The organism is Kitasatospora sp. NPDC097605, assembly GCF_040302725.1.
Taxonomy (GTDB): Bacteria; Actinomycetota; Actinomycetes; order Streptomycetales; family Streptomycetaceae; genus Kitasatospora.
Genome location: NZ_JBEOSF010000049.1, coordinates 1 through 26,262, shown reverse-complemented (window position 1 = coordinate 26,262; position 26,262 = coordinate 1). Strand labels below are relative to the sequence as shown.

The following is a 26,262-nucleotide window of genomic DNA, read 5'->3' as shown; positions in this document are numbered from 1 at the left end:
GCCTCCTGTGGGGGGATGGAGTCAGCCGGTTCGGGCCTCTGTCCGAAGGACGGACCTGCTGGGTCTCAGCGTCGAGCCGGCCACCGGGCGGGGCGGCCGGGCCTCGGTCGACCGCAGCCGCCAGCGGGCGGCCAGGGTGGCGAGGGCCATGCCGATCTCGGTCCAGGCGAAGGACTCGCCGATGCACTTGCGCACGCCGGCGCCGAACGGCAGGTAGGCGTGCCGGGGCACGGCGGCGGCCCGCTCGGGCAGCCAGCGGTCCGGGTCGAAGCGGTGGGGGTCGGCGAAGACCGCCGGGTCGCGGTGCAGGGCGTACGGGCTGAAGAAGACGTCGGCGCCGGCGGGGATCCGGTGGCCGCCGAGGTCGACATCGGCGGCGGCGCGGCGGGTGAGCAGCCAGCCGGTCGGGAACATCCGCAGGATCTCCTGGACGAACCGGCCGAGGTACTCCAGTTTCGGCAGGTCCGGGTACTCCACGGGCCGGCCGCCGAGCACCTCGTCGAGCTCGGCGTGCAGCTTGCGCTCGAGGTCGGGCCGGGCGGCGAGGACCTGGAAGGACCAGTGCAGGGCGGTGGCCGAGGTCTCGGTGCCGGCCACCATCATGGAGCGGATCTCGTCGTGGATCTGCCGGTCGGCCACGCCCTCGCCGGTGGTCTCGTCGCGGGCGGCCAGCAGGAGCGCGAGCATGTCCTCCTGCTCCGGCGGGTGCGCCCGGTAGTCGGCGATCAGGCCGTCGACGACCTGGTAGAGGCGGTCCAGGCGTTCGGCCTCCCGCCGGTTGACCGGCAGCGGCAGCCGGTGGACGACGTCGATCGGCACGAAGGCCCGCCGGGCGACGCCGGCCACCAGGGCGGGGATGCAGCTGCGGATCTCGGCGGCGGTCGTGGGGGTGACGGCCGAGAAGACGGTGCGGGTGAGGACGTCCATGGTCATGTCGTGCAGGTCGCGCCCGACGTCGGCGACGGCGCCGTGCCGCCAGCGGTCCGACAGCGCCTCGGCGGAGTCGGAGGCGGCCTCGGCGTAGCGGGCCATCCGGCCGTGGTGGAAGGCGGGCTGCAGCAGCCGGCGCTGGCGCCGGTGCAGCTCGCCGTTGGCGGCGGCGAGGCCGTTGCCGAGCAGCCGGGTGGCCTGGTCGAAGAGCGGTCCGCCCTTCTCGAAGGCGGACTGCTGGGTGATCAGCACCTCCTTGACCAGCTCGCCGGTGCCCACCATGCGGGCGGGGCGGGTGCCGAGCCGGAACTCGGTGACGGGGCCGTGGTCGCGCAGCCGTTCCACGAAGCCGAGCGGGTCGCGGGCCAGGTGGAGGGCGTGGCCGAGCAGCGGCAGTGCGCCGGGGTAGGGGCGCGCCTCCCGGGTGAGGGTCATGGGGCTCCTGCTCAGGTCCGGGCCGGCAGTGGACCGGCCGGCGGGTGGGCGGGGCTCAGGTAGACGGGCCGCAGGTCCCGGCCGGGGCCGGCGGCGTAGCGCACGGTCGCCAGGGACCAGTCGTAGGTGACCCGCAGCTGGCGGGCCATGGCGGCGATATAGCGGCGCAGGTCGGCGCGTTCGGTGGGGGTGCAGCCGAGCCGGGTGCCGTGGGCGTCCAGGCCGGCGGCGCCGGCCAGGAACTCCTCGGAGAGCAGCCGGACCCGCTGCTGGATCTCCCGGATCACCTCGGCGCGGGGGCCGCCGCGGCGCCGTTCCAGGACCAGCACGAGGTTGTGGGTGTCGCCGCGGGCCTCCTCGTGCTCGACCGAGTGGACGTCGTTGCAGTGCGCCAGGATGTCGATCTGGAGCTCGGCCATCCGGCGCAGGTAGCGGTCGGCGAGCAGGCGCGCGGGCAGTTCGAAGCGGTCGGCCCGTTCGACGCCGTCGAGGTAGACGTACATCGCCATCGTCTCGCGGCGCAGCGCCAGGTAGGCGGTGAGGCCGGGGACGCGGCCCTGCCGGCGGGTCTCGGCCTCGGCGAGGAAGGAGCGGAGGAAGCGCCGCCAGCCGTGGCCGGCCCGGGCCCGCCAGTGCTCCGACATCGGGGCGGCCGACCGGTTCCACAGGTCGGCGGTGGCGGCCGCCAGTGGACGGAGGGCGGCGGGGAGGGCCGTCGCGGGGGTGGTGGGCCGGCCGCCGCGGGTGACCTCGGTGAGGGCGGCGACGGTGCGGGCGGCGAGGTCCGGGTCGTCCCCGGCGCGGCCGTCGAAGAAGTCGTCGCAGACGGCGGTCCAGGTGATCAGGTCCGTCATCACGTCGAGGTCGGCGCCCCGGGCGTCCGGGGCGAATCCGGTGGCGACGTCCGCGAACCGCAGGCCGAGAAAGTACCGGAGGGCTTTCTCGGTCGGTTCCAGGAGGCCGAATTCCCGGGCCCAGTCGACGCCGCGGCGGGCGGCCCGGTCGTGCTGGTCGGAATCTGCGCGCGGGGCCGGGAAGGGTAAGTGGAATTCGATGTCGGTCGGCATTCCGTCACTTCCGCGCCGCTGCGGGAAATGCGCCGGCGGGGGGCAGCGGGGGTGACGTTTCCAAGTGAACGAACGCACGGGCGTACACGGGTGCTTGCCTCCGTCACGGGCCGAGTGAACCGGGGAGTGGCGCGGGTGCAGACACAGGGGGTGACCGAGCTCGGCGCACGCCGGCGCACGCCGGGGTGCGGCGGCGCAGCTGCGGACCACAGGTTGTTGTCGCCCTCGTGTCATCCTGCACAGCCCAGATGACATCAGCTACCCATTCGGCTTTTTGTCTCAGAATCCGGACAAGTATTCGCCCGTGGACCTTCCTTCCGGCGCGGCCGGCTCCCCCACCGGCCGGCACGGCAACGGCCGGCCCCCCGTGAGGGGAGCCGGCCGCGGAACGGGCGGGGGGTGCGCCCGGGATCAGTCCCGGAAACCCCGGTTGACGGCCGAGACCACGGCCTTCAGCGACGCCGACACGATGCTGGAGTCGATGCCCACGCCCCAGAAGACCCGGTCGTTCACCGCGCACTCCACGTACGCGGCGGCCCGCGCGTCGCCGCCCTGGCCGAGCGCGTGCTCGGCGTAGTCGCGGACCTGGACGTCGATCCCCAGGCCGGCCAGCGCCGCCGCGAAGGCGTCGATCGGACCGCTGCCGACCGCCTCCAGCCGCCGCTCGGCGCCGTCCAGCCGGACGTCCACGACCAGCGTGTCCTTCTCGTCCACCACCGCCGAGGTCCGGTGCGAGACCAGGTGCACCCGGCCCCAGGCGGGCACGGTGCGGGTGGCCTCCCCCGCCTCCGGCGAGCCGGCCGGCAGGTACTCCTCGGCGAACAGCGCCCACAGCTCGGCCGGGGTCACCTCGCCGCCGCCCGCGTCGGTGCGGGCCTGGACCACCCGGGAGAACTCGATCTGCAGCCCGCGCGGCAGGTCCAGCTGGTGCTCGGTGCGCAGCAGGTGCGCCACCCCGCCCTTGCCGGACTGCGAGTTGACCCGGATGACCGCCTCGTAGCTGCGGCCGACGTCCTTCGGGTCGATCGGCAGGTACGGCACGGCCCAGGTGAACGCGTCCACCGGGGTGCCGGCCGCCCGGGCGTCCCGCTGCAGCCAGTCGAAGCCCTTCTTGATCGCGTCCTGGTGCGACCCGGAGAACGCGGTGTAGACCAGGCTGCCGCCGTAGGGGTGGCGGGGGTGCACCGGGAGCTGGTTGCAGTACTCGACCGAACTGCGGATCCGGTCGATGTCGGAGAAGTCGATCATCGGGTCGATGCCCTGGCTGAACAGGTTCAGGCCCAGGGTCACCAGACAGACGTTGCCGGTGCGCTCGCCATTGCCGAACAGGCAGCCCTCGATCCGGTCGGCGCCCGCGAGGTAGCCGAGTTCGGCCGCCGCCACCGCGGTGCCCCGGTCGTTGTGCGGGTGCACCGACAGCACCACCGCGTCACGCCGGTCCAGGTGCCGGCTCATCCACTCGATGGAGTCGGCGTAGACGTTCGGGGTGGCCATCTCGACGGTGGCCGGCAGGTTCACGATGGTGCGGCGGTCCTGGGTGGGCTGCCACACGGCGGTGACGGCGTTGCAGATGTCGGCGGCGAACTCCAGCTCGGTGCCGCTGTAGGACTCCGGGGAGTACTGCAGCCGGACACCGGTGTCCGGCATCCGCTCGGCCAGGTCCGCGCAGATCCGCGCGCCCTTGACGGCCAGCGCGACGATCTCCGGGCGCTCCATCCCGAAGACCACCCGGCGCTGCAGGGTGGACGTGGAGTTGTAGAGGTGGACGATCGCCCGGCCGGCCCCGCGCACCGCCTCGAAGGTCCGCTCGATCAGCGGCCCGCGGGCCGGGGTGAGCACCTGGATCGCCACGTCGTCGGGGATCCGGTCCTCCTCGATGATCTGGCGGCAGAAGTCGAAGTCGGTCTGGCTGGCGGACGGGAAGCCGACCTCGATCTCCTTGTAGCCCATGGCGACCAGCAGCTCGAACATCCGCAGCTTGCGGTCGGGGCCCATCGGGTCGATCAGCGCCTGATTGCCGTCCCGCAGGTCCACCGCGCACCACTGCGGGGCCCGGGTGATGGTCTTGGCGGGCCAGGTGCGGTCCGGCAGGTCGATCGGCCGGAACGGCGTGTACCGCTGGAACGGCATCCCCGAGGGGAGCTGGTGCGGGAAGTCGGGCCGTGCGGCGGTGTCGTGGTTCTGGTGGGGCATCGGGTGCATCGGGGGTGTCCTCCAGGACAGGGTTCGGACGGAGGCCGGTTGGGGCCCGCACGCCGCGACGAGGAGACCGGCCGTCAGAGGCTCTCGCCGCGGCGGCTAAGAAGGAGGACTCGCGTGGAGGAATCGCGCATAGCGCCACACCATACAGACTCCTCCGCCACCGCGCCCCGGGTGTCCACCAGGAGGGACGGGAATCGATCAAGCGTTCAATCCGGGCTGCTCAGAGCTTCACTGACGCCCTGTCGGACTGACGGGCCGTCAGGCCGACGGCCACCGTGACGGCCACCGCGACCACCACCACGGCGTCGCAGACGATCCCGAAGCGCACCCCGTCCGTCAGGGCCGCCGCGAAGCCGTCGCCGGCCTCGTCCCGCTCGGCCAGCCCGCCGGTCGCCACCGCGCTGAGGATCGGGATGCCCACCGTGATGCCGATCTGCTGGGCGCTGGTGATCAGGCCGCCCGCCAGGCCCTGCTGCTCGTCCGGCAGGCCGGCGCTCGCGTTGACCCCGTAGGAGACCACCGCGGACATGTGGCCGACCGAGGCGAACAGCAGGATCGCCAGCGTCAGCCAGACCGGCGTCCGCACCCCGAGCACGATCAGCCCGAGGGTGCCCGCCGCCTGCACCGACAGCCCCGCGACCAGCGTCGTACGGGCGCCCAGCCGGCCGATCAGCCGGGACGCGGACATCCCGGTTGCCGCCAGCACCAGGCCCTGCGCGCCGAAGAACAGCCCGGTCTCGAAGGTCGACAGGCCCACCGCCTGCTGGAGGTAGAGGGTCAGCAGGAAGATCAGCGCGCTCATCATCGCGAAGGTCGTCAGCCCGCCGAGGTTGCCGCAGGCCACCGTGCGCAGCCGCAGCATGGACAGCGACACCAGCGGCTCCGCGGTCCGCCGCTCGATCAGCACGAACGCCGTCAGCAGGACGGCGGCCAGCAGCAGCGCCACCACCACCTCAACGGCCGGGGTGGCCGGGTCGGCGGACACCGAGGCGCCGTAGATCAGCGCGAGCAGACCGCCGGTGACCGTCACCGCACCCGGCACGTCCAGCCGCGGACGCCGCTCCGGACGGATGTCCGCGCCCAGCAGGGACGCGGCGGCCACCGCCGCCAGCGCGCCCGCCGCGGCGAGCATCCCCATCGTGGAGCGCCAGCCGAGCAGGTCGGTCATCGTGCCGCCGAGCACCATGCCGACGGTGTAGCCGAGGGAGAGCAGGGCCCCGTTGACCGCGAGCGCCCGGTTCCGCTGCGGGCCCTCCGGGAAGATCGTGGTCAGCAGCGACATGCCGACCGGGACGACCACCGCCGCCCCCAGCCCCTGCACGGCACGCGCGGTCAGGAAGGAGAACTGGTTCCAGCCGACCGCCGCGAGCACCGAGGCGAGCGTGAACACGGCCAGCCCGGCCAGGAACAGCCAGCGCCGGCCGTACACGTCGGCGGCGCGGCCGAAGAACAGCAGGAAGCCGCCGGAGGGCAGGGCGAAGGCCGTCACGGCCCACTGCAGGTCGCTCTGTCCCATGTCCAGGTCGCGGCCGAGCACCGGCAGGGCCACGTTCAGGATGGAGAAGTCGAGGGCGATGATGAACTGGGCGCCGCAGAGCACGATCAGGACGAGCTTGGCGCGGGCGGCCAGGGCCGCCCCCGCCGCGTCGGGCGCGCTCGCCGCGCCCTCGGTGCCGGGTGCCGCCGGGGAGTCGGACGTGGTCGTCATGGCGTCAGTCTGGTTGCACCGGGGCCGGGTTGGGGAGCCAGAGCCTATCCTGGTGGCCGCACCACCAGCTACGCGGACCCCCGGGAAGGAACTCGACACTGTGGACACCCTCGGACGGGCCCGCCGCAAGGAGCTCCAGGCGTTCCTGACCAGTCGGCGGCAGCGGATCAGCCCCGCCCTGGTCGGCCTGCCCGCGGGCTCCGACCGGCGGCGCACCCCCGGACTGCGCCGGGAGGAGGTGGCCGTCCTCGCCGGGGTCAGCCCGTCCTGGTACCAGTGGCTCGAACAGGGCCGGGACATCACGGTCTCCGCGAAGGTGCTGGACGCCGTCTCCGACGTCCTGCGGCTGGACGGCGCCGAGCAGCGCCACCTCTACACCCTGGCCGGCCTCAACCCGCCGCCCGGCCCGGCCGCCGCGGCACCGCAGACGTACTGCGACGAACTGCAGCGCCTGATCGAGTCCTGGGGGCCCAATCCCGCGACCCTGCTGGACGAGAGCTGGAACTACGTCGCGGGCAACGAGGCCGCCCGGCTCGCCCTGCGGGCGGGGACGGCGGAGCGGAACTGCCTGGTGGCGTTCTTCCGCGACCCGCTCTACCGGGGGCGCGGGGCAGCCTGGGAGCGGATCGCACCCACCGTGGTGGCGGGCTTCCGGGCCGCCGCCTGGCGGTACCCGGAGAACCCGGGCTTCCGCGAAGTGGTCGACGAACTCTCCGCCGACAGTGAGGAGTTCCGCACGCTCTGGGAACGGCGGGACGTCGCCACCGCGGGCGTCCTGGTGAAGGAGGCCGAGCACCCGGTGGCCGGCACCCTCGCCTTCGAGAGCAGCCAGCTCGTGCTGCCCGCCCGCCCCGACCTCACCGTCGTCCTCTACAACCCGCTCCCCGGCACCGACACCGCCGAGAAGCTCCGCCACCTCACCGCCCGCGGCTGAGCGGGCGGCAACGGTCCCGGCGGCGGTCCTCATCCGGTCACGGGCGCGCGGGTGCGCAGCAGTTGCCAGGTGGTCGGCCCGATGAGGCCGTCCTGGTCGGTGCCGGCCTGCCGCTGCAGATCGACGACGGCCTGCCGGGTGCGCTCGCCGTACCAGCCGTCGACCTTCCCCTTCCCCAGGTCGAAGCCCAGGCGCTGGAGGAGGCACTGGGCCTCGGCGACCTCGTCCATGGAGGTCCCGGCCACCGGAGGCGGGAGGGGGGTGATGGTGGTCCGGCTGATCCCGGCGAACCACAGGCCCTTCTCCTGCTGGAACACGCACGCGTACGGGGCGAAGGGGCGGACGGTGAACGGCGTCCAGCCGGTCCGCCGGTGGGTGGTCTCGTCGGTGACGCGGGCCAGGTAGGTGCCCGGCTTGTCGGTGCGGGCGCACGGCCACTGCCAGCGCAGCGAGCCGCGGTCGGTCACCACGTTGCTGTCGCGGGTACCGAGCGGGAAGAGGTTTCCGTCGGGTGAGCGGATCTCGTTGGTGTAGCGGCCGCCGGGGGTGAAGCCGGACGACTCGTTCTCCAGTGTCGTCCCGGGCTGTTCGCAGGTGCCGACGACCCGGAAGCGCAGGGCCGGCCGCGCGGTGAGGGTGGCGGTGGCGGACCAGGCGGCCAGGGTGAGGGCGAGCGCACCGGCGCCGCACCACAGGAGCAGCCGGGGTTCGCGCCACCGGGGTGCGGCCGGTGGCAGCGTGGTGGTGACGCCGACGCCGCGCAGCGCCTCGCGGCCGGCGTCGTCGGCCGACTCGGCCCATCTGTCGGCGCGGCTGACGGTCAGGGTTCCCAGACCCTCCTCGCGGCGGTGCAGGGAGACCACCCCGACGATCCGGCCGTGCGCCCAGACCGCCGATCCCGACATGCCCTCCCAGGGCGAGCGGGCCGGGTCCGGGTCCCGGTCGGGTTCCTGGACCCGCAGTTCCAGGGTGCCCTCGCGGCGGTCGGCGAGCGGCGCGATCTCGCCGCGGGCGTGACAGGAGTCGCGGTACCGGGTGAGGCCGTCGGGGTCGTCGCGCCGTTTGAAGAAGGGGAAGCCGAGCGCGCTGGAGCGCAGGCCGGCGTCGCGCTCGCGCACCGCCGCGAAGCGCGCCGCCTTGACGCGCCGTGCGCTCCTGCGCGCGCCCCGGGCGCCGCCTCCGCTTCCCGTCCCGCTCGCGCCGTCGGCCGGTTCCAGGGTGAGCAGGGCCGCGTCGGCCCGCGCGTCCGACCACAGGACGCGTGCCGGGGCGCTCCACTGCGCCGGGCGGTCCGCCTCGAAGCGCACCGTGACGTCGGCGGCCCGCCGCACCACGTGGGCGGCGGTCAGCACCACCCCCTCGCGGACCAGGTAGCCGGAGCCGCGGCTCTCGCCGCCGCCCGCGTGCCGGACGATCACTTCCGCGGCCCGCTCGCCGCGCAGCCCCGTCACCGCGCTGCCCAGGCCGCTCGGACGGCGGCGCCATGGAGTCTCAACTCAACGGTCATGCCCCGGAGTTGCCCAACGTCGCAGCGCCTCATGCGCGGCTTCGAGAAGTCCTATAGTGGGGTCGCGTCCACCGCCCGAGCCGTCCTGGGAGCACTGAGTGATCGAACTGTCGGATGTCATCCGTGACCTGCGGGGTCAGCTGGAACAGGCCATGGCCGACGCCGTCGGCCAGACCCTCGCGTTCGAACTGGGCGACATCGAACTGGAGCTCTCGGTGGCGGTCGAGAGTTCGGGCCGGGCCGGGGCCAAGGTGCGGTTCTGGGTGGTCGAACTCGGCGGCGACGCCGACCACCGGCGCGCCGACACCCAGACCGTCAAGCTCACCCTGCACCCGCGGGTGGCCGCCACCGGCCGGCGCCCGGAGATCTCCGGCAGCGCCCTGCCCCGGGAACGGTGAGGCCGGGTTCCCGTCCGTCCGCCCTCAGCCCCGGCCCGGCAGGAGCAGTCCGGCGGCCGCCGGGTACGTCCGGTCGACGTACAGCAGCCGGGCCGCCGCCAGCGCCACCAGCAGGGCCGGGAGCACGAACCACCAGGCCCGCAGCCAGCGCCGGCGCACCGCCAGGGCGGTGAGCGCGAGCGCGGGCACGGCGAGCCCGATCGCCAGGTAGGACGCGACCTCGACGGCGAGCAGCACGTCGTCGTCCCAGGGCCCGGCCGGGCGCATCGCCAGCGCCGAGTACACGCCGAACGCCGCCCCCAGGTGCAGCAGGCCGAGGACGGCGGCGCTGGTGACGGTGCCGGCCGAGGGAGCGCGCCGGGCCCTCCCGGGGGACGGGCTCACTTCATCGCCTCCCGGGCCCGGTCGAGGTCGTTCATGAACCCCCGGCCGTACGCCTGGGCGTCGCCGCCCGCGTAGTAGGGACCGCCGTTGTAGCGGGCCGCCAGTTCCTGGTACTGGGCAGGGGTCATCCGGTCGGCGGGGACGTCGGCGAACGGGCTCTCCGCCTTCAGCTGGGCCAGGTAACCGGAGGCGATGAAGATGTTGGTGGCCGGGTTCTGCAGCGCCCTGACCACCTCGTGGCGCTGGTCGTCGCTGAGGGTCGCCGGGTTGTAGCCGAGCACCTCCGCCGCCCGCCGGACCTGGATGGACAGCGGCCCGTACGAGGTGGTGTCCGGGGCACCGCCGAGCCGGCCCGGGAGGTTCTCCGGGATCACCGGGAACCAGGGCTGGTCGGCGACGTACCTGCCCGCGCCCGCCAGATCGTCCCAGACCCGGCCCTTCCCGCCGACCTCCTGCCAGGCGATCCCGGCGAGCATGTCCGGGGGAAGCCCGCTCTGCCTGGCGGCCGCGGCGATGATCGTGCTGTTGGCCTTGATCCACTCCTGGCGGTCCTGGTCCGAGGTGGTGGTGTGCCAGTAGCTGTTGTTGACGCCCGGCGGCAGCCCGTCGCAGAGGGCGTTGATCCGCGCCAGCTGTGCGCTGACCACGACGTTCGGGCCCGTCATGGGGATGACGTCGCTCTTCGGTCCGCTGCCCGGCAGCCGGACGTTGGGGTCCGCGCCCGCCTCCGCGACCTCGGCGGCCACCAGCGCGTCCACGCGTTCCATCAGCGCCCTGGCGTCCGGGTAGGTGACGCGGAAGTCCGGCACGGCCTCGCGGGCGGTCTTCAGATTGAGGACGCAGGTCCTGCGGGCCTCCAGTTCGACGTCCCGGGCCCTGGTGAACGCCTCCGAGGCCTGGTCGTGCAGGCGGTTCGCCTCGTCCCTGATGTCGTCGACGTCGACGGTCAGCTCGGCGAGGAAGTCGAGGAACCCGGTGGTGGCGCGCAGGTCCTCCCACTGCCGCATCGGCTCGGCCTTCTGCGCCTCCCGGGTCACCGCGGTGCCCTTGCGCGCGATGACGCCGGCCAGGAGCCGCGACGCCTCCTGGCCGGCCTTCAGGTGACCCTGCGCCAGCTCGACGGCGTCGGCGTACTCCAGCAGCGCGTGGTAGGCGAGCTCGAAGCCGGCGTACAGGCCGTTGACCAGGCCCTCCACGTCCTTGAGACGGGCGTCGAACTGCGGCCGGTGGTCACTGGTCCAGTGCAGCTCGTTCGCCTTCTTCACCGACGGCCGCACGGAGTGCAGCAGCGTGCACATCCGCTTGAATTCCGCGGCATTGCGCTCGATGAGCGGCGCATTGCAGGAGTCGAGGAATTTGACGTCCGCGTAATAGGTCACCGGTCAGACCATCCCGACCGAGGTCGGCGGGGTGTAGCGGGAGGAGTCGACGAATTCCGCGAGATTGGCGGCGATGGCGGCCTCGACCTGGGTGTAGCCGCTTCCGGTGGTTTTCAGGGCGGTCGACAGCGCGGCCAGCAGGACCACCAGGTCGTCGTAGTTGTCGACCGCGAACCGGGCGAACTCCTCGACCTTGGCCGCGACTTCGGCGTGCGACCGGGGCTGGCGCGCGGCCGTCCCGAGCTCCCCGTCGAGGCGTCCGGCGCGCAGCAGGCCGGCGATCTCCAGCAACAGGTTGGCATTTCCGTTGATCGACGTCGGCCCTGCCGCATACCCATCGGACATGGTCCATCCCCCCTGGCCACGGATATCCAGTGTGTGAACATGATAGTCACGGGAGGGATACCGGCAAGGGTGCGTCGGGTGCGCGAGTCCGGTGATCTCCGAAGCAATGATCGAATGCGGCTCCGGGACCATTCGGACCGCGGCCCTCCCTTTCCACCGGTGGAGCCGGGCGCACGGTGGGCCGAGATGTCGGACCGGTGCGACCGGACGGCCGCCATAGAACCGGTGGCCCGGGTCGTCGAGGAGTTCCCGCAGTGCGCCGCACGGCCGCCGGGAGGCCGCCCTCCCGGCGGTCCTGCTGGAGCTCCGCCGAGCACGCCCGGGCGGCTCCGGCCACCGGAGGGGCCGCCCCCGGCGCGGCGGTGGTCGCCGTCTCGGCCGACCGCGGGTTTCCGGACTACCGCCGGGCCGGGTCCTCGACGTGGTCGCCGAGGGTGACCAGGACCCGGCGCAGCAGGCCGGCGAGCTGGTCGCGTTCGGTGGCGGTGAGCCCGGCGAGCTGGCGTTCCTCGCCGGCGAGGTGGTGTTCGACGAGGCGGTTGGCCAGTTCCCGGCCGCCGTCGGTCAGGGAGATCAGCACCCGGCGGCGGTGGGCGGGGTCGACGGCCCGGTCGACCAGGCCCTTCTCCACCAGGTGGTCGATGCGGTTGGTGAGCGCCGCGGAGCTGACCATCGCGGCCGAGCTGAGCTCGCCGGCGGTGAGCACGTGCGGCGGGCCGGAGCGGAGCAGGGTGGCCAGCACGTCGAACTCCCAGGGTTCGATGCCGTGGAGGGCCAGGTTCTCCTTGATCCCGCGCTCCAGCAGACGCGAGGCGCGTGAGACGCGGCCGATCACGGCCATCGGCGAGGTGTCCAGGTCGGGCCGGACCGCGTACCACTGCGCGGTGATGCGGTCGACCCCGTCGTGCTGGTGCGGCTGCTGTTCCGTCATGCGGGGAGTCTAACATTTCGACGTGGAAGTATTTGACGCGACGGATCACCCGTGCCTATAATTTCGACATCGAAATTTTTGACATTGGGGGATTCTCATGAAGGTCCTGCTCACCGGCGCCACCGGCTACATCGGTTCCGCCGTCACCGAACACCTCGTCGCCGCCGGCCACCAGGTCGTCGCGCTCACCCGCGGCGCCGAGCCCCGGCCGGGCCGGGGCTGGCACGCCCAGCTGGTCGGCGACACCGCCGACCCGGCCTCGCTGGCCGGCGCGGTGACCCCCGACATCGAGGCCGTGATCCACCTCGCTCCCCCGAGCGGCGACGTCGACGTCGACACCGCCGTGATCGAGGCACTCGCCACTCCCCTGCGCGGCACCGGCCGCCCCTTCGTCTACACCAGCGGCGTCTGGGTGCTCGGCGCCACCGGCGAGGCCCAGGAGGTCGGCGAGCAGACCCCGACCGACCCGATCGGCATCGTCGGCTACCGGCCGCGGATCGAGCAGCGGGTGCTGGCCGAGGCCGCCGAGGGCGTGCGCGCGGTCGTCGTGCGGCCCGGCATCGTGTACGGCCGCGGCGGCGGCATCCCCGCCATCCTGGTCGACCGGGCACGCCGGCAGGGGGCGCCCGAGTACTACGGCGAGGAGGGCGTGCGCTGGCCGACCGTCCACGTGGACGACCTGGCCGAGCTGTTCGTGGCCGCCGTCGAACGGGCCGAGGCCGGCACCGTCTGGCACGGCGTCGGCCAGTCGTCCGTCCCGGTGCGCGAGCTCGCCCGCGCCGCCGGCCAGGCGGCCGGGGTGCCCGTCGCCCCGCACGCGGTGCCCGTGGAGCAGGCCGCCGAGATCTTCGGCCCGCTCTTCGCGGACGCCCTCGCGCTCGACCAGAGCGTCAGCGGCGCCGCCGCCCGCACCGCCCTCGGCTGGCGGCCGGAGCGGCCGGGCGCGGTCGCGGAGATCGGATCGGGTTCGTACTGACCCGGCGGACGACGGCGGCCGAACAGCGGGAGTGGCACCCGGCTCACACGTGGGCGAGCAGTCCCACCGTCCACTCCCGCTGTTCGGCCGTGTCCGGCACGGCGAGCCCGCGAGCCCGCTCGATCCGCTCCCAGGCGGTGTCGGGATCCACGCCGTTGAGGATCGATCCTCGCAGAAGCGTGACCGGGGGTGCCGAGGAGCGGCCGCCGGCCGTGGCGCGATCGGGCGCCTCGTCGATCTGACGCGACGTCATCTCGTACTTCACAGACGGACGGTAGCGGTCCGGACCCTTGACGGTGGCGCGCGCGTCCACCATGGTGTGGACCACTCCCTCGCACTGCTGCCCCCATCGGCACTCCCCCACCCGGAGATGGCATGCGTGCACCCGCCCGCCCCCGCCCCGTCCACCGGAGCCGACGCTCCCGGCTGCCCGTCGGCCTCGCCGTCGCCGCGCTGACCGCGGCCGCCTCCACCGTCGGACTGGCCGCCACGGCGGCGAACCCGCTCCCCAGGGTCGACCTGATCGTCAACGGGGCCTTCGACTCGTTCCCGTGGGTCTGGAACTGCGAGCCCAACGTCTGGCCCAGCAGCATCCCCCACGACCACTACGTGCACGGCCTTCCGACCGCCGACAGCAACGCGAAGTGCTCCCAGCGGGTCCGGGTCGAACCGAACTCCAGCTACACGCTGTACGCCACGGTGCGCGGCTCGTTCGCCTTCGTCGGCGTCACCGGCACGGCCGGCGAGAGCGCCTACACCTGGTCGAGCCAGAGCGGTTGGAACAGCCTCTCGCTGCAGGTCACCACCGGGCCGGACACCACCGATCTGACCGTCTACTTCCACGGCTGGTACGAGCAGGCGTTCTACGACGTGGGGCGGGTGTCCTTCATCGGGCCCGGCTACGAGCCGAGCCCGTGCGGCGAGCCGAGCACCCGGCCGCCGTCGCCGACCGGCGGCAACGGCACCCCGTCGCCGACCCCCAGCTGCCGGCGCACGTACATCCCCTGACGGCCGGCCGCCCCCTGGACCGTCCGGACACTCCCCCACCTTCGGAGACGCCATGCGCTCATCCCGCCCCCGCCCGCGTCACGCCCGCGGCGCACCGCTCGGCGCCGGCCTCACCGCCGTCGTCCTGGCCGGCACGGCCGCCCTCGCCGCGCACGGCTCCGCCACCGCCCAGCCGGCGCCCCTGGACTGGATCAAGAACGGCGATTTCAGCGGCCCGCTGGAGCGGGGCTGGTCCTGCCGGGGCGAGTTCGTCCGGACCGACCAGGGCATCGAGGGCCGTCCCGACGGACAGGACTACGCCGGCTGCACGCAGACAGTCACGGTCGTGCCCGGCACCAGGTACGCCTTCTCGGCCCGCATGTCCGGCGCGTACACCTTCGTCACCGTCTCCGGCACCGGGACGGACACCGGCGAGGTGACGCTCTGGGACAACGGACCCGCCTCGAAGTCCCTGGCCACGACCCTCGTCATCGGCGACGTGCACGAGGTGACCGTCACCTTCCACGGCTGGTACGGGCAGGGCCCCTACCAGGTCCAGCGCGTCTCGATGATCGGGCCGATGTACCCCAACGAGTGCGACTTCCCCACGCCCACGCCGGGCTCGCCCGCCCCGACCTCGACCAAGCCCTGCATGCCCCGGCCGACCACGCCCCCGAGCAGCGGCCCCGGCGTCCCCACCCCCGCCGGGGGCTGAGCCGCGGCGCGTTCCGGAGCCGGGTGCCGCGGGCCTGCGGCACCCGGCTCCGGAATCACAGGTACAGCTCGATCGGGAGGCGGGCGTCCAGCCTTCGACCAGGCCGGCGGTCGCTCAGATGCTGGTGAGGCTGACGCTCTCGAAGCCGGGCTTCGGGCCGGCGGTCGGGGGCTGGGGGATGGACGGCACGATCGAGACGGTGAGGGGGCCGTCGGGCAGCAGGCCCTGCTCCGTCAGGCGCTGGACCTGCTCGGTGACGTCGTAGCTCGCGTCGTGGCCTTCGTCCCCGGACATCCCGAAGAAGGAGATCCAGCCGACGAAGTAGGGGCCTTCCGGGTCGAGGTCGCCCTCGGGGCCGTTGAGGAAGACGTGGAACGGCGTCCCGGGCGGCAGGTTGGTGTGCACGTTGTGCACGGTGAGGATGAGGTTGGTCTGCGGCTCGTCGGCGGCGACGAGCGAGCGCATGGCCTCCTGGACCCCGCCCGGCTCCAGGGACACCGTCGTCGCGGCCTGGACGTCGAGCTGCCGGCGGGGGTTGGCGGCGGAGGCCGCCAGGACCCGGGAGCCCGGCTGCGGGGCCGTGGCGGGCGGGGCGAGCAGCACGCGGGTGCCCGACCCCTCGGTCAGCGACTCGTACGAGTAGTTGCCCGCGTCGTTCAGGACCGCCTTGCCGGTGGTCCGCTTCTGCTGCCCGGTCTCGTCGAAGAAGATGAACTCGTGGTCCAGCCACGACGTGTGGTCCGGGTTCTTGTTGCCCTTGCCCAGCCAGCCCGACCAGAGCCGGTCGATGTTGGCGTGGTGGAGCCAGAAGATCGGGTCGCGGGCCGAGCCCTCCACCCGGCCCATCCAGCCGCCCACACCGCCGTGGACCTGGTTGTGCGGGACGTTCTCCAGCTCGCCGAAGCCGCGCTGGAAGTGGGGCATGACGGTGTAGCTGATCTCGCTGCCGAAGGTCGGCTGGACGGTCGAGCGGCTCTTCGTGGAGGAGAAGATCGTCTCGCTCATCGCCGTGAAAGGGTTGAGGTCGGGGTAGCGGAGGACCTCGAAGGCGGAGTTCTTCCCCTTGGCCCGGTGCGGGGTCTGCCAGAAGTCGTCCTCGGTGGCCGGCTCCAGGTCGTCCCGCAGGAAGAGCGGGTTGTCGACGGTGAGGTTGGTGCTGCCCGGGTGGTCGGGCATCTTCGGGTTGCGGAAGGCCGCCGGCAGCGCGCGCGAGGTGAACTTGATGGGCGGGATCCCGCTGGGGGCGTCCAGCGCGTAGTTCCAGTAGGGCAGCGCCCAGGTGGCGGAGGGGTCGGGGGTGATGTTCTCCTCGGCGGCGATCTGCTTGATGGTGGCCCGGACGATCCGCTCGAAGTACCAGAGGTAGCCCCGGTGCCACGGCAGGAAGAACCAGCCGCCGTGCGGACACTGGCTGAAGGCCTCGTTCGTCTCGGTGATGGTGGGCGGGACGCCGTGGATGCAGCCCTGGAAGACCCAGCCGGTCGGGTCGGGCAGGGCCCGCTGCTGCATCCTCCCCACGGCCCGGGCGTACCAGTACAGCACCGGGTCCCATTCGGTCATCTTGCTCGCGTCTCGTCGCACGAACGTACCGTTCGACATGTCACTCCTGGGTTTGGGCGGGACGCCCTCGGGGGGCGCCCCGGATTCGTACCGGTGGCGGCGACCGCCCCAAAGGCATTTCGCCGACAAGCGTTCGAGCGGGTGAACCGCGGGCGCTGTCCGGACGCGCAGCGCTGGCGGAACCCGGTGACCGCAGGAGTCTGGAGCGAGGTGCCCGATCCCTCACCCCCGTCCAGGAGGACGACATGAACGTCACCGATCTGACCGGTACGTACACCTACCGGAGCTTCCTCGACCTGCCGGACCCCGTCGACGACTTCAACCGGCTCCGGTTCGCGCAGGCCCAGCTGGAGCTGACGGCCGTACCGGACGGCACGGTGAGCGGCGAGCTGATCCTCTCGGATCCGGGCGAGCAGCCGTTGATCGTCATGGATGTGACCGGCAAGGCGTCGGCCTCGTCCCGGGTCTCGTTCACCCTGAGTGGCCGGGGCCGGCCGCCGATCGCGGACTTCCACTACGAGTACGACGGCGGCATCCTGCCCCACTGGGAGGCCGGTGTCGGCCAGCGGGTGGTCCTCGCCGGGACGGTGCTGCGGGCGGAGCCCCACGGGGGCGCGCCGGCCGGGCAGACCGCGAGCTTCCTGGCGGTGCGGCGCGAGGGCGCGTGACCCGGCCGGCGGCCGGAGCGCCGTCAGCTCATGGCCAGCAGCATGTAGAACATGCCCACCGCCATCACCGTGCGCCGGGCGGCGACCAGGCCGGAGGAGGCCAGGACGGCCGGTTCACCGACCCGGGTGAGCCGGGCGCCGGCGGCCGGCCGGGGCAGCAGCGAGCCGGCCGCCCGGACGGCGTAGAGCAGGAAGTACCCGGCCAGGGCGAGCAGCGCCCACTGCGGCGCGGCGGAGGCGGCAGCGCCGTGGGCGGCCGCGCCACCGGCGTGCCGGTGCGCCGGTTCCGTCCACAGCACCAGCGCGGCCATCGCGGCCGCGCTGAGGACGTGGTGGGGGTAGTGGCCCCAGGCGCCCGCGAACGCCGTGCGGGGTCGGCGGCACAGCCGCCCCGCCAGGAGGAGTGCCGGCCGGACCACCGAGGCGGCGAGCAGCGCCGCCCAGAGGACGGGTGACAGGGGGTCGAACGCCGGTGCCATCATCCCGGCCATGGCGAGGGCCATGACGATCTCGCTCGGCTCCAGCCGGCGGTCCGGGCAGCCACGGCCCACGGCGCCGAGGACGCAGTGGACCGTGCAGCAGGCGGTCAGGGCGATCAGCAGGGCGGTGGCGATCACGGGCTCATGCACGGCGGCCCCCGTTCCACGGGCGCGTCCCCGGCCCGGTGGAGCCGGGCCACGGCGGGCTCCCCTTCCACGGTAGGCCGGGCCGCCGTACGCCGCTCGGGGAGTCCGGACGGGTACGGCCCCCGGCCATGGCGACCCGGTCAGCCCGCCGGACCCCGGCCGTGTGCGCGCCGCCACCGCCGGACGCCGAGGGCGGCGGCGAGCACGAAGGCGGCGCCGACGGCGAGGGCGACGGGGACCGCGGGTGACGAGCCGCCGCCCTCACCGGCGGCGGCGGGCGGGAGGCTCGGCGCGGCCGTGGTCGGGGGCAGCGAGGTGGTACCGGCCGCGGCCGGCGCGAGCCTCAGGACGGGTGCCGGGTGGGCCGGCTCCACGCCGTCGTCCCCCGGCGGTTCGATCCAGCGGTCGACGTGGCCGTCGCCGTAGGTCTCCAGCGTCCTGAAGACCAGCCGGTCCGTGTCGGGCAGCCGCCTGACCGTGATCCGGTGCACGGCGTCCTGGCCCACCGCCAGCGCGGGGCCGCCGACCGTGTAGCCGTCCGCGGTGGCGGCGAAGGTCCAGCCGGCGGGGGCGCCGGCGAGGGCCACGTCACCGGGGGCGATCCCCTCCGGCAGGACGACCTGGACCTTCGCGAGACCCGCGGTGTCGGACTCCGCCTCACCGGTGAAGGTGACCGTGACGTTCGCCGCCAGGGCCCGGGCGTCGTCCGACTCGACCTCGACGTGCGCGAGGGCCGGCGCGGCGGTCAGCGCGAGCGCGGCGGCGGCCGAGGCGGCGACGGTCGCGGCGCGGGCGACGGCACGGGCGACGGCGCGTGAACGGGACACGGACATGGCGGCCCTCCCGCCCCTCAGGGCTGTTCGGTGGGGGTGACGGTGGGGGTGGCGGTGGGGACGGGTGTGCGGATGGCGAGGATGGCCATGTCGTCGTGGCCGTCGCTCGGGTGGTGGTCGGCGAGGATGCGGACGAGGTCGTCCAGGGGCCGGTCGGCGTGGGCGGCGGCGAGCGCGGCCAGCGCGGCCAGGCCCTCGTCGAGGGAGCGCTCCGGGTGTTCGACGAGGCCGTCGGTGAACAGCACCACGGTGCTGCCGGAGGGCAGCGGGTGGGTGTGGTCGGGGCGGTGGAGGTCGGGGTCGACACCCAGCGGGATGCCGGGTTCGCCCTCCACGTACCGGGCGCGCCCGTCGGGGGTGAGGACCAGGGGCGGCGGGTGGCCGGCGGTGCTCCAGTGGAGGGTCCAGCCGTCGGCGGCGGGTTCGATCCGGGCCAGGCACGCGGTGGTGACGGGCAGGTCGGTGATGGCGCCCACGGTGTGGTCGAGCTGGGTCAGCACCGAGCTGGGCGGGGTCCTGCGGTCGTAGAGCAGCGCGCGGAGCATGTTGCGCGCCTGGGCCATCGCGGCGGCGGCCTGCAGGTCGTGGCCGACCACGTCGCCGATGACGGCCACGCAGGCCCGGTCGGGCAGGACGGCGGCGTCGTACCAGTCGCCGCCGACGCCGGCCGGCTCGGCGGCGGTGCGGTAGACCGCGGCCCCGGAGAACGGGACCAGGTCCGGCAGCGTGGGCAGCAGCAGCCGCTGGAACTGCTCCGCGCTGTCACGCATGTAGCCGAACAGGCGGGCGTTCTCGATGGCGATGCCGGCCGCGCCCGCGAGGGCCCGGACGATCTCCTCGTCGTCCTCGTCGAACGGCCGGCCGTCGATGCGCTCGGCGAGGTAGAGGTCGCCGTAGATCTCGCCGCGGACGGTGATCGCCACGCCGAGCAGCGTCCGCATCGGCGGGTGGCCGGGCGGGAAGCCCACCGACGCCGGGTGGGCGGGGATGTCGTCCACCCGCAGCGGCTCGGGGTGGCGGATCAGGTGGCCGAGCACGCCGCGCCCGTGCGGGAAGTCGATCCCGGCGAGCGCCGCGTACTCCTCCTCCGTCAGGCCGACGGTGATGAACCGCTCCAGGTGGTCACCCGAAGGGGCGAGGACGCCGAGCGCGCCGTAGTGGGCGCCGGCCAGGTCCATGGCCGTGGTGACGATGCGGTGCAGCACCACGGGCAGGTCCAGGTCACCGCCGATGGCCAGCACCGCGGACAGCAGCCCCTGCAGCCGGTTCTTCGCCCTGGCCAGGGCGCGCAGCTGGACGGCGACGCCCTCCAGCTGCTCCCCCAGGTCCAGCCGCAGCTCCGGCCGCTCCCCCTCGTCCGGTGACCCGGCCGGCCGCCCGTCGGAACTCACGCCATCACCTCGTTCATCACCACCGGACCAACGCTACGCACGACCGGGCCGCCCGGCCGGTGACACGCGTCCGACGGGTGACCGTGCGGCCCGGGCGGCGGGGCTACCCGGCGGCCCGGGGCTCCGCCTCGCGGGCCGCCGGCGCGAGGGCGAGCACCCGGTCGCGGAACGGGTTGCCGATCCCGCGCCCGGGCCGTCGCGACCGCCTCCTCCAGCAGCGCCAGGCGGGCCCGCGGCAGCCCGCTCACCTCGGGGAACCGCGTCGCGTCGACCGGCACCCGCTTCGACTTCGATCCGCACACCTCGGGCGAGACCTGCGTCAGCACCCGGGAGGCCCACAGCCCCCGCGGTCCCCGCAGCACCCGCCGGTCCGTGCTGAGCAGCAGCATCCGCGCCCGCAGCACCGCGTCCTGATCCACCTGAACCCCCTTCGTCCGTTGCCACGCCACCTCCCGGCGGCCGCGCGGGGCAGCACGGAGCCGGGGAGAGTGGAGGACGTCGAGTCTGGGGGGGTCGCGGAGGCGCCGGACAAGGATGATCGACTGTGCTTCCGGTCCTACCGCGCGAGCCGCTGACGAGGGCTGACGAGGCATGACGGGGTCGGCACTCGCCGCGGGCCGGGTCAGCCGGCCGGGCCGGACCAGACGACGTTCTTGCGCTGTGTGCCGGAGCCGTAGGCGAACTCGACGGAGAACGAGTCGGCCGCGGTGGCCGGCAGGGCGTACGCGGTCAGACTGGTGACCTCCTGGCCGGGAGCCACGACCCCGGTGGGGAGCTTCATCCGTCCGCTTCCGTCGATCAGCAGGGTCAGCAGACCGCCGTCGGCGGCGCGGACGAAGGGCAGGGCCGCGCCTTGGAGCGAGGCGTTCTGCGAGCCGGTGTTGACGATGGTGATGGGCACCGGCGGGTGATCAACATACAGGCTGCCCGGAAACGCCGACGGACCGGTGCCCGGCCCGGAGCGGACGGCCGGAGGTCCGATTCGGCGCGGGGCGCGGAAGGGAAGGATGGCTTCGAACGCGTCGTCGCGCTGAGGGAGGACCGTGGTGCGCAGCAGGGGTTCGAGGACGACCGCCCAGAAGGGGCATCCGTTCGGCCGGCGGCCCTCCGGAGGGCTGGCGGACGTGCTGTGGGACTGGTCGAAGTCCGGTACCCGTACCGCGGCGCGCAACCGGCTGCTGCGCCGGCTGCCCGGTGTCGGGACGGCGTCGGCGTACCGGTTCGGCCTGGTCGAGCGGCCGCACTACGCGTACGGCGTGCGGCGGGCCACCGAGTCGGCGGCGCGGCTGGGGCACCGGGGCGTCACGGTGGTGGAGTTCGGGGTGGCCGGCGGCAACGGGCTGCTGGCGCTCGCCGAGCACGCCCGGTACTACGCCGCCGCCACCGGGGTGGCGGTGCGGGTGGTCGGCTTCGACAGCGGGGCGGGGCTGCCCGCCGCCGCGGACCCCCGGGACCTTCCGTACCTGTTCGCCCCCGGCTACTACCCGATGGACCACGACCGGCTGCGCGCCCGGCTGGGGGCGACCGAGCTGGTGATCGGCGACCTCGCGCGGACGCTGCCCGCGTACCTGGACGCGCACGCCGAGGTGCTGCGCGACCATCCGGTCGGCTTCATCGCCCTCGATCTGGACTACTGCTCCTCGACGGCGACGGCGCTCGGTCTGTTCCGGGGGCCCGCGCACGGGCATCTGCTGCCCCGGGTCACCTGCTACCTCGACGACCTGCCGGGCACCGTCGAGCGGATCGGCGAGGGCGCCGCGGTCGCCGATTTCAACGCCGCCCATCCCGACCGGCCCATCGGACGGGTCCTGGGCCTGCGGGCGTTCACCCCGTTCGACCCGCCGTGGGCCGATCAGATCTACGTCCACCACCGGCTGGACCACCCGGACTACGGACGGCTGGAGGTCGGCGCCACCGGCGACCGGCTCCCGCTGGATCCGGCGCCGCCCCGGGGACGGCGCCGCCGCTGAGGCGGGACCGTCCCCGGGGGGGCCGGCGGCGGGTCAGGGGTGGGGGCTCGCCTGGTCCTGGACCCGCCCCTGCAGGGTCTTGGACAACTCCGCGACGCAGGCGGCGAGTTGTGCGGTCGTCAGCCGGGCCGGATCGTCGCCGCAACCGCCCGCCGGTGGGACGGGCTGGGCCGGGGACTGAGTCGGGCCCGGGGACTGGGACTGGGACTGGGACGGGGCCGGGGACGGCTGGCTGCCGGGCGGGGTGATGCTGCCGTTCAGCGACACCAGGTTCGGCGTCACCGTGGCGTCGCCCGACAGGTCGATGTAGTCCTGGGTCTGCCCGTTGAAGTCCACGAAGCCGCGCCACATGTCCCGGCCGAACGGGATGATCTCCTGGAGCGCGCCGCCCGGCCCGGCGCTGATGGTGATCGCCGTCTGCTGCGCCATGTACGACACCATCCGGCTGGCCAGCACGTCCAGGTTCACCGACGGGGCGTCGTCGCCGCGCACATGGACGTGCAGGTCGTTGAGGCCCCCGCCGGCGCGGTCGGCCTGGACGACGGCGAACGCCACCACCAGCTGCGAGGAGCTCTCCCTCGGCACCAGCGGTGTGACGTAGTACAGGTGGCCGTCCGCCTTCGAACGCAGCAGGAACTCGCCCGGGTTGGTGGCGTTGGTCGCCGCCGAGGTGTGCGCGTAGCCGAAGCCCCGGTCGTCCTTGGCACCGCGGCCGCCGAGCCACTGCACCTCGTGGATCTGCGAGCGGACCGCCGAGGTCGGGTACACCGCCGTCGGCAGTTCGCCCGGGGCCACGGTCGGCCGGTACGTCACGTCCGGGCGCCCGTCCGGGGAGCCGCGCAGCACCAGCACGCCGGCCGGCTCGCGCACCGTGCGCTGCCGGAAGCCGATCTGCCGCGACACCGAGATCACCACCACCGGCCGGGCGGTGCGGGGCTCGGCGCCGTCGCAGTAGCCCTGGATGTCGTTGTCGCCGTAGACCAGCTCCGGGAAGCGCTCGGCCAGCAGGTTGCGCAGGCTGACGGCCCCCGTCCCGGCGAAGGCCCGGCCGAAGGCGTGCTCGCCGCCGAAGGCGCAGGTGGACACCGAGTTCGAGCGGCCGTCCCAGACGGCGACGCCCTCCATCGGCTGCTCGCCGGAGCCGTCCAGGACCGCCGTCCACACCCCGCCGCCGCGCGCGGCGTCGGGCAGGTAGTGCAGGCTGCGGCCCAGCAGGTGGACGCCGGAGGTCAGGCCCGCGCTGTCGGTGAGCGCCTTGGTCGCCGCCGCGTAGGAGGCGGTGCGCGCCTCGAAGTCGAAGTCCGGCATCGGCGCGGTCTTCACGCAGGCCGGTACGTCCGCCGTGCCCACCAGGTCGCAGCGGCCGCCGTCGCCCGGGCGGGTGTGCTCGGTCACCGGCAGCACCGAGCGCGGGGTGCCGGCGCCGGTGGCCGGGACGTCGAGCACGGTCGCCGCCGCGTAGAAGCGGCCCTCGTCCTTGTCGTCGTCCCACAGCCCGGTGCCGGCACGCACCAGCGAGCCCACCACCGCCAGTGCCACCACCGCCACCGTCAGGCGCACCTTCCACCCGCCGAGGTCGGCGCCGGCGTCCTCCGCGACGGCCACGACCGCCCACACCGTGCCGCAGAGCCCGACGGCGATCCAGAACCAGAACAGCGGCGCCGCGTCCAGCACGCCGCCGTGCGGCAGGAACTCCCGCTCGATCAGCAGCGCATAGCTCTGGTCCTGCTGACCGAACCCGCCGAACACGACGTGCTTGACCAGCCGGACGACGAGCGCGAGCAGCGGCATCCACAGCCACCAGGCCGCCAGTCCCACCGCTCCGCGCCGCGCCGCACGGACACCACGACTCGTCACGCGCCCTCCCCCTGTTCCGCGCCCCGCCGCCCGCCCCGGGCCCCTGGCCCGTCCTTTCCCACCCACCCGGCCCGGCAAGCCTCGGGTGGGCCACCGCGGTCGCCCCGGGACGCCGGCGCGGCGCCCGGCTCCGCTCAGAGGTCCGGTTCGGTCCGGGACCAGCTCTTCCCGTCGTGGGACCAGGCGGCCGCGTCGCGGATGCCGGTGGTGCGGAACGGGCGGCCGTGGTCGTCGACGCGGAGCCGGCCCTGGCGGTCGCCGCTGCTCCAGACCAGGTCGAGGTACCAGGAGACGTCCTGGGAGACGGTGGTGGCGTCGATGTCGAGGACCTGCGGGTCGGTGGCGGAGACCCGGTAGGGGAAGTCGGAGCGGGTGCGCTTGCCGGTGTCGTCCAGGCCCGGCACCGGGGTGGCCCGGGGCGCGGAGGAGTCGAGGTCCACCGCGAAGGCCGCCGGGGTGAGGCCGCCGCCACAGCCGGCGCCGGGGGTGTAGGCGTTGCCCTTGGAGGCCGGGCGGGTACTGACGACCTGGATGTACGCGGCGTGCAGGACGACGGGCGTGGCACCGGCGCCCTGGGCGGTCAGTTGCAGCCGCAGGTGCCCGCCGGGGACGCCCTGCTGGGCGGCGGCCCAGCTGTCGATGTCGGCGGGGTTGTCCGGCGGCGCGGCGACCTGGGACGGGGAGCGGGCGGAGAGGAACCACTGGCCGCAGGGGCTGCCCCAGTTGTCGGTCAGGACGTTGACGTGGAAGGGGGCGGGGGCCTCCTCGACCGGTGCCGGGGCGGCGGGGGCCGGGGCCGGCGGCGTGGCGCTCGGGGTCGGGGTGGCGGTCGGCGTGGCGGACGGGGTCGGGGTGGCGGACGGTTCGGCCGCCGGGGTGTCGGGGGCGGCGGGCGGGAGGGCGACGGGTCCGCCGCGGCCGTGCAGGACGAACGCGGAGACGGCGGCGACCAGGACGACCGCGAGCACCGCGCCGAGCAGCGCCCTGACCCGGCGTCGGCGGGGCGCCGCGGGAAGCCCCGGCGGCTGCACCGGTCCCGGCGCCGGCGCCGGGGCGGGCGGTGCCGTCGCCGGGGCGGGCGCGGGCGGAGCCGGCCGGGGCTTCGGTGCCGCCGTGCCCGCCTCCCGGCGCCGCGCCGCGTCCGCCACGATCCAGTGGCGGTGCAGCGCGACCAGTTCCTCGCCCTTCGCCCCGCAGGCCCGGGCGAACCGCTCCACCGGCGCGTACTCGGTGGGGACGGCCGCGCCGTTGCAGTAGCGGTGCAGGGTGGAGGTGCTGGTGTGCAGCCGGGCCGCGAGCACGCCGTAGCTGTGGCCCGAGCGTTCCTTCAGCGCCCTCAGCATCCCGGCGAACTCGTCGGTCTCCACGCCCACTCTGACTCCCCCGCACCGCGATCCGGCCCGGCATCCCGCCGAACCCGCAGCTCACGCTACCGGCAGCCGGTCCGGGACCCCCAATCCCCGGCCCGTTCGGGCAGCCGCGCGCCACCGGTCGGCGGCTTGACGGAACTTGCCAACCCGTCGTCTCACACGCACCAATCGTTGACCGGAGCATGACGCCATGTGAGGGTTCGAGCACCCGAGCGCGGACGGCCCGCACGGCCGTCCCCACACACGGCCCCGCGGTGCGCCATGAGCCGTTCCTTCCGCGATCGAGGACCCCCACACGCTAGGAGCCTCGATGAAACGCAGTGCCACCGCGGGCCGGTTGCTGACCGCCGCGACCACCCTGACCGTCCTGGCCGGCACGATCGCCGCCACCGCGGGCCCGGCCACCGCCGCCCCCGCCCCGACGCCGCCCAGCGCGCTGGCCGCCGCCGTCAACGCCGCCGACGCCGCGGCCGCGGCCGGCCTGGACGCGCTGGCCAAGGGCCCGGACGAGACCTACGAGCGCACCAACGTCACCCCCTGGGTCGGCGGGCTCTACTCCGTGGCCTACGAGCGCAGCTACCACGGCCTGCCCGTGGTCGGCGGCGACGCCGTCGTGCTCGCCGACTCCCAGGGCAGGGTCCGCGGCCTGCAGTCCGCCGCCACCGGCCGGATCGGCAGTGCCACCAGCGCCCGGATCAGCGCCCAGAAGGCCGAGAAGACCGCGCGCACCAAGCTCGCCGTCGTCGACTCCGTCGAGTCCCGCCGCCTGGTCGTGCGCGTCAAGGACGGCGACAGCGGCCGGCTCGCCTGGGAGACCGTGCTCACCGGCCGCACCGCGACCGCTCCGAGCACCCTGCACGTCTTCGTCGACGCCGCCACCGGCGAGGTCATCGACAGCTACGACGACGTCCGGGCCGGCACCCTCAACAGCAAATGGAACGGCCCCTCGCCGACCATCAACACCACCGGCTCCGGCAGCTCCTACTCCCTGCGCGACCCCGGCCGCCCCGGCCTGAGCTGCGCCGACAACGCCACCGGCCAGGTCTTCACCAAGTCCTCCGACACCTGGGGCAACGGCAGCGCCACCAG

At 74.2% G+C, this 26,262-nt stretch carries 25 protein-coding genes; 8 read left to right on the top strand and 17 right to left on the bottom strand.

What is annotated here, in order from left to right; translation table 11 throughout:
• Nucleotides 1–21: 21 nt before the first annotated feature.
• The 4 genes from ABTX81_RS35240 to ABTX81_RS35225 form a co-directional block, all read right to left on the bottom strand.
• On the bottom strand, nt 22–1,365 hold the full coding sequence (locus tag ABTX81_RS35240) for a cytochrome P450 (protein WP_350554182.1): 1,344 nt from the start codon (nt 1,363–1,365) through the stop codon (nt 22–24).
• Nucleotides 1,366–1,376: 11 nt separating this feature from the next.
• Nucleotides 1,377–2,432 (bottom strand): terpene synthase family protein, encoded by a 1,056-nt coding sequence (locus tag ABTX81_RS35235; protein WP_350554180.1) that lies wholly within the window; start codon nt 2,430–2,432, stop codon nt 1,377–1,379.
• 411 nt (nt 2,433–2,843) lie between these two features.
• A complete protein-coding gene (gene leuA / locus ABTX81_RS35230; protein WP_502892927.1) occupies nt 2,844–4,634 on the bottom strand; it encodes a 2-isopropylmalate synthase in 1,791 nt (596 codons plus the stop codon).
• Between the two features lie 220 nt (nt 4,635–4,854).
• Nucleotides 4,855–6,342: an MFS transporter gene (locus tag ABTX81_RS35225; protein ID WP_350554178.1), complete on the bottom strand. Its 1,488-nt coding sequence runs from the start codon at nt 6,340–6,342 to the stop codon at nt 4,855–4,857.
• Between the two features lie 100 nt (nt 6,343–6,442).
• On the opposite strand from ABTX81_RS35225, the gene ABTX81_RS35220 reads away from it, so the two are divergent.
• Nucleotides 6,443–7,276 carry a helix-turn-helix transcriptional regulator gene (locus ABTX81_RS35220; protein ID WP_350554176.1) on the top strand — a complete coding sequence of 278 codons (834 nt, stop codon included), beginning with the start codon at nt 6,443–6,445 and terminating at the stop codon, nt 7,274–7,276.
• Nucleotides 7,277–7,305: 29 nt separating this feature from the next.
• Here the strand turns inward: ABTX81_RS35220 and ABTX81_RS35215 are convergent, their stop codons facing one another.
• Nucleotides 7,306–8,727 carry a peptidoglycan-binding protein gene (locus ABTX81_RS35215; protein ID WP_350554174.1) on the bottom strand — a complete coding sequence of 474 codons (1,422 nt, stop codon included), beginning with the start codon at nt 8,725–8,727 and terminating at the stop codon, nt 7,306–7,308.
• 154 nt (nt 8,728–8,881) lie between these two features.
• On the opposite strand from ABTX81_RS35215, the gene ABTX81_RS35210 reads away from it, so the two are divergent.
• A complete protein-coding gene (locus ABTX81_RS35210) occupies nt 8,882–9,181 on the top strand; it encodes a trypco2 family protein (RefSeq protein ID WP_350554172.1) in 300 nt (99 codons plus the stop codon).
• A gap of 24 nt (nt 9,182–9,205) precedes the next feature.
• Here ABTX81_RS35210 and ABTX81_RS35205 read toward each other — a convergent pair whose 3' ends face one another.
• The 4 genes from ABTX81_RS35205 to ABTX81_RS35190 form a co-directional block, all read right to left on the bottom strand.
• Nucleotides 9,206–9,565, bottom strand: a complete 360-nt coding sequence (locus tag ABTX81_RS35205) for a hypothetical protein (RefSeq protein ID WP_350554170.1) — start codon at nt 9,563–9,565, stop codon at nt 9,206–9,208.
• Nucleotides 9,562–10,944: a hypothetical protein gene (locus tag ABTX81_RS35200; protein WP_350554168.1), complete on the bottom strand. Its 1,383-nt coding sequence runs from the start codon at nt 10,942–10,944 to the stop codon at nt 9,562–9,564. The genes ABTX81_RS35205 and ABTX81_RS35200 overlap by 4 nt, the downstream gene beginning before the upstream one ends.
• Before the next feature lie 3 nt (nt 10,945–10,947).
• Nucleotides 10,948–11,289 carry a hypothetical protein gene (locus ABTX81_RS35195; RefSeq protein WP_350554166.1) on the bottom strand — a complete coding sequence of 114 codons (342 nt, stop codon included), beginning with the start codon at nt 11,287–11,289 and terminating at the stop codon, nt 10,948–10,950.
• Nucleotides 11,290–11,686: 397 nt separating this feature from the next.
• Entirely contained in the window at nt 11,687–12,220 is a 534-nt protein-coding gene (locus ABTX81_RS35190) for a MarR family winged helix-turn-helix transcriptional regulator (protein ID WP_350554164.1), read from the bottom strand.
• Nucleotides 12,221–12,317: 97 nt separating this feature from the next.
• Between ABTX81_RS35190 and ABTX81_RS35185 the strand changes: the two genes are divergently transcribed.
• On the top strand, nt 12,318–13,196 hold the full coding sequence (locus ABTX81_RS35185) for an NAD-dependent epimerase/dehydratase family protein (protein WP_350554162.1): 879 nt from the start codon (nt 12,318–12,320) through the stop codon (nt 13,194–13,196).
• A 43-nt stretch (nt 13,197–13,239) separates the two neighbouring features.
• On the opposite strand, the gene ABTX81_RS35180 is transcribed toward ABTX81_RS35185, so the two are convergent.
• Nucleotides 13,240–13,512, bottom strand: a complete 273-nt coding sequence (locus ABTX81_RS35180) for a hypothetical protein (RefSeq protein WP_350554160.1) — start codon at nt 13,510–13,512, stop codon at nt 13,240–13,242.
• A 59-nt stretch (nt 13,513–13,571) separates the two neighbouring features.
• Between ABTX81_RS35180 and ABTX81_RS35175 the strand changes: the two genes are divergently transcribed.
• Together ABTX81_RS35175 and ABTX81_RS35170 are read left to right on the top strand one after the other, a co-directional pair.
• Entirely contained in the window at nt 13,572–14,204 is a 633-nt protein-coding gene (locus ABTX81_RS35175) for a carbohydrate binding domain-containing protein (RefSeq protein WP_350554158.1), read from the top strand.
• Between the two features lie 52 nt (nt 14,205–14,256).
• Nucleotides 14,257–14,898, top strand: a complete 642-nt coding sequence (locus tag ABTX81_RS35170) for a carbohydrate binding domain-containing protein (RefSeq protein ID WP_350554156.1) — start codon at nt 14,257–14,259, stop codon at nt 14,896–14,898.
• A gap of 114 nt (nt 14,899–15,012) precedes the next feature.
• Here the strand turns inward: ABTX81_RS35170 and ABTX81_RS35165 are convergent, their stop codons facing one another.
• On the bottom strand, nt 15,013–16,497 hold the full coding sequence (locus ABTX81_RS35165) for a tyrosinase family protein (RefSeq protein WP_350554154.1): 1,485 nt from the start codon (nt 16,495–16,497) through the stop codon (nt 15,013–15,015).
• Between the two features lie 206 nt (nt 16,498–16,703).
• On the opposite strand from ABTX81_RS35165, the gene ABTX81_RS35160 reads away from it, so the two are divergent.
• Nucleotides 16,704–17,126, top strand: a complete 423-nt coding sequence (locus tag ABTX81_RS35160) for a hypothetical protein (protein ID WP_350554152.1) — start codon at nt 16,704–16,706, stop codon at nt 17,124–17,126.
• A 23-nt stretch (nt 17,127–17,149) separates the two neighbouring features.
• Here the strand turns inward: ABTX81_RS35160 and ABTX81_RS35155 are convergent, their stop codons facing one another.
• From ABTX81_RS35155 to ABTX81_RS35140, 4 genes are all read right to left on the bottom strand, one after another.
• Complete coding sequence (locus ABTX81_RS35155; protein WP_350554150.1) at nt 17,150–17,755, bottom strand: DUF5134 domain-containing protein; 606 nt, start codon at nt 17,753–17,755, stop codon at nt 17,150–17,152.
• Between the two features lie 137 nt (nt 17,756–17,892).
• A complete protein-coding gene (locus ABTX81_RS35150) occupies nt 17,893–18,585 on the bottom strand; it encodes a DUF1775 domain-containing protein (RefSeq protein WP_350554148.1) in 693 nt (230 codons plus the stop codon).
• Between the two features lie 17 nt (nt 18,586–18,602).
• Nucleotides 18,603–19,976, bottom strand: a complete 1,374-nt coding sequence (locus tag ABTX81_RS35145; protein WP_502892926.1) for a PP2C family protein-serine/threonine phosphatase — start codon at nt 19,974–19,976, stop codon at nt 18,603–18,605.
• Between the two features lie 622 nt (nt 19,977–20,598).
• Entirely contained in the window at nt 20,599–20,877 is a 279-nt protein-coding gene (locus tag ABTX81_RS35140) for a hypothetical protein (RefSeq protein WP_350554146.1), read from the bottom strand.
• A 142-nt stretch (nt 20,878–21,019) separates the two neighbouring features.
• Here ABTX81_RS35140 and ABTX81_RS35135 point away from each other — a divergent pair, with 142 nt between their 5' ends.
• Nucleotides 21,020–21,946 (top strand): hypothetical protein, encoded by a 927-nt coding sequence (locus tag ABTX81_RS35135; protein ID WP_350554144.1) that lies wholly within the window; start codon nt 21,020–21,022, stop codon nt 21,944–21,946.
• Nucleotides 21,947–21,979: 33 nt separating this feature from the next.
• Here the strand turns inward: ABTX81_RS35135 and ABTX81_RS35130 are convergent, their stop codons facing one another.
• Nucleotides 21,980–23,803: a hypothetical protein gene (locus ABTX81_RS35130; RefSeq protein ID WP_350554142.1), complete on the bottom strand. Its 1,824-nt coding sequence runs from the start codon at nt 23,801–23,803 to the stop codon at nt 21,980–21,982.
• A 134-nt stretch (nt 23,804–23,937) separates the two neighbouring features.
• Nucleotides 23,938–25,170 (bottom strand): helix-turn-helix domain-containing protein, encoded by a 1,233-nt coding sequence (locus tag ABTX81_RS35125; RefSeq protein ID WP_350554140.1) that lies wholly within the window; start codon nt 25,168–25,170, stop codon nt 23,938–23,940.
• Nucleotides 25,171–25,483: 313 nt separating this feature from the next.
• On the opposite strand from ABTX81_RS35125, the gene ABTX81_RS35120 reads away from it, so the two are divergent.
• On the top strand, nt 25,484–26,262 hold a 779-nt coding region (locus ABTX81_RS35120; RefSeq protein WP_350554138.1), incomplete at its 3' end, for a PepSY domain-containing protein.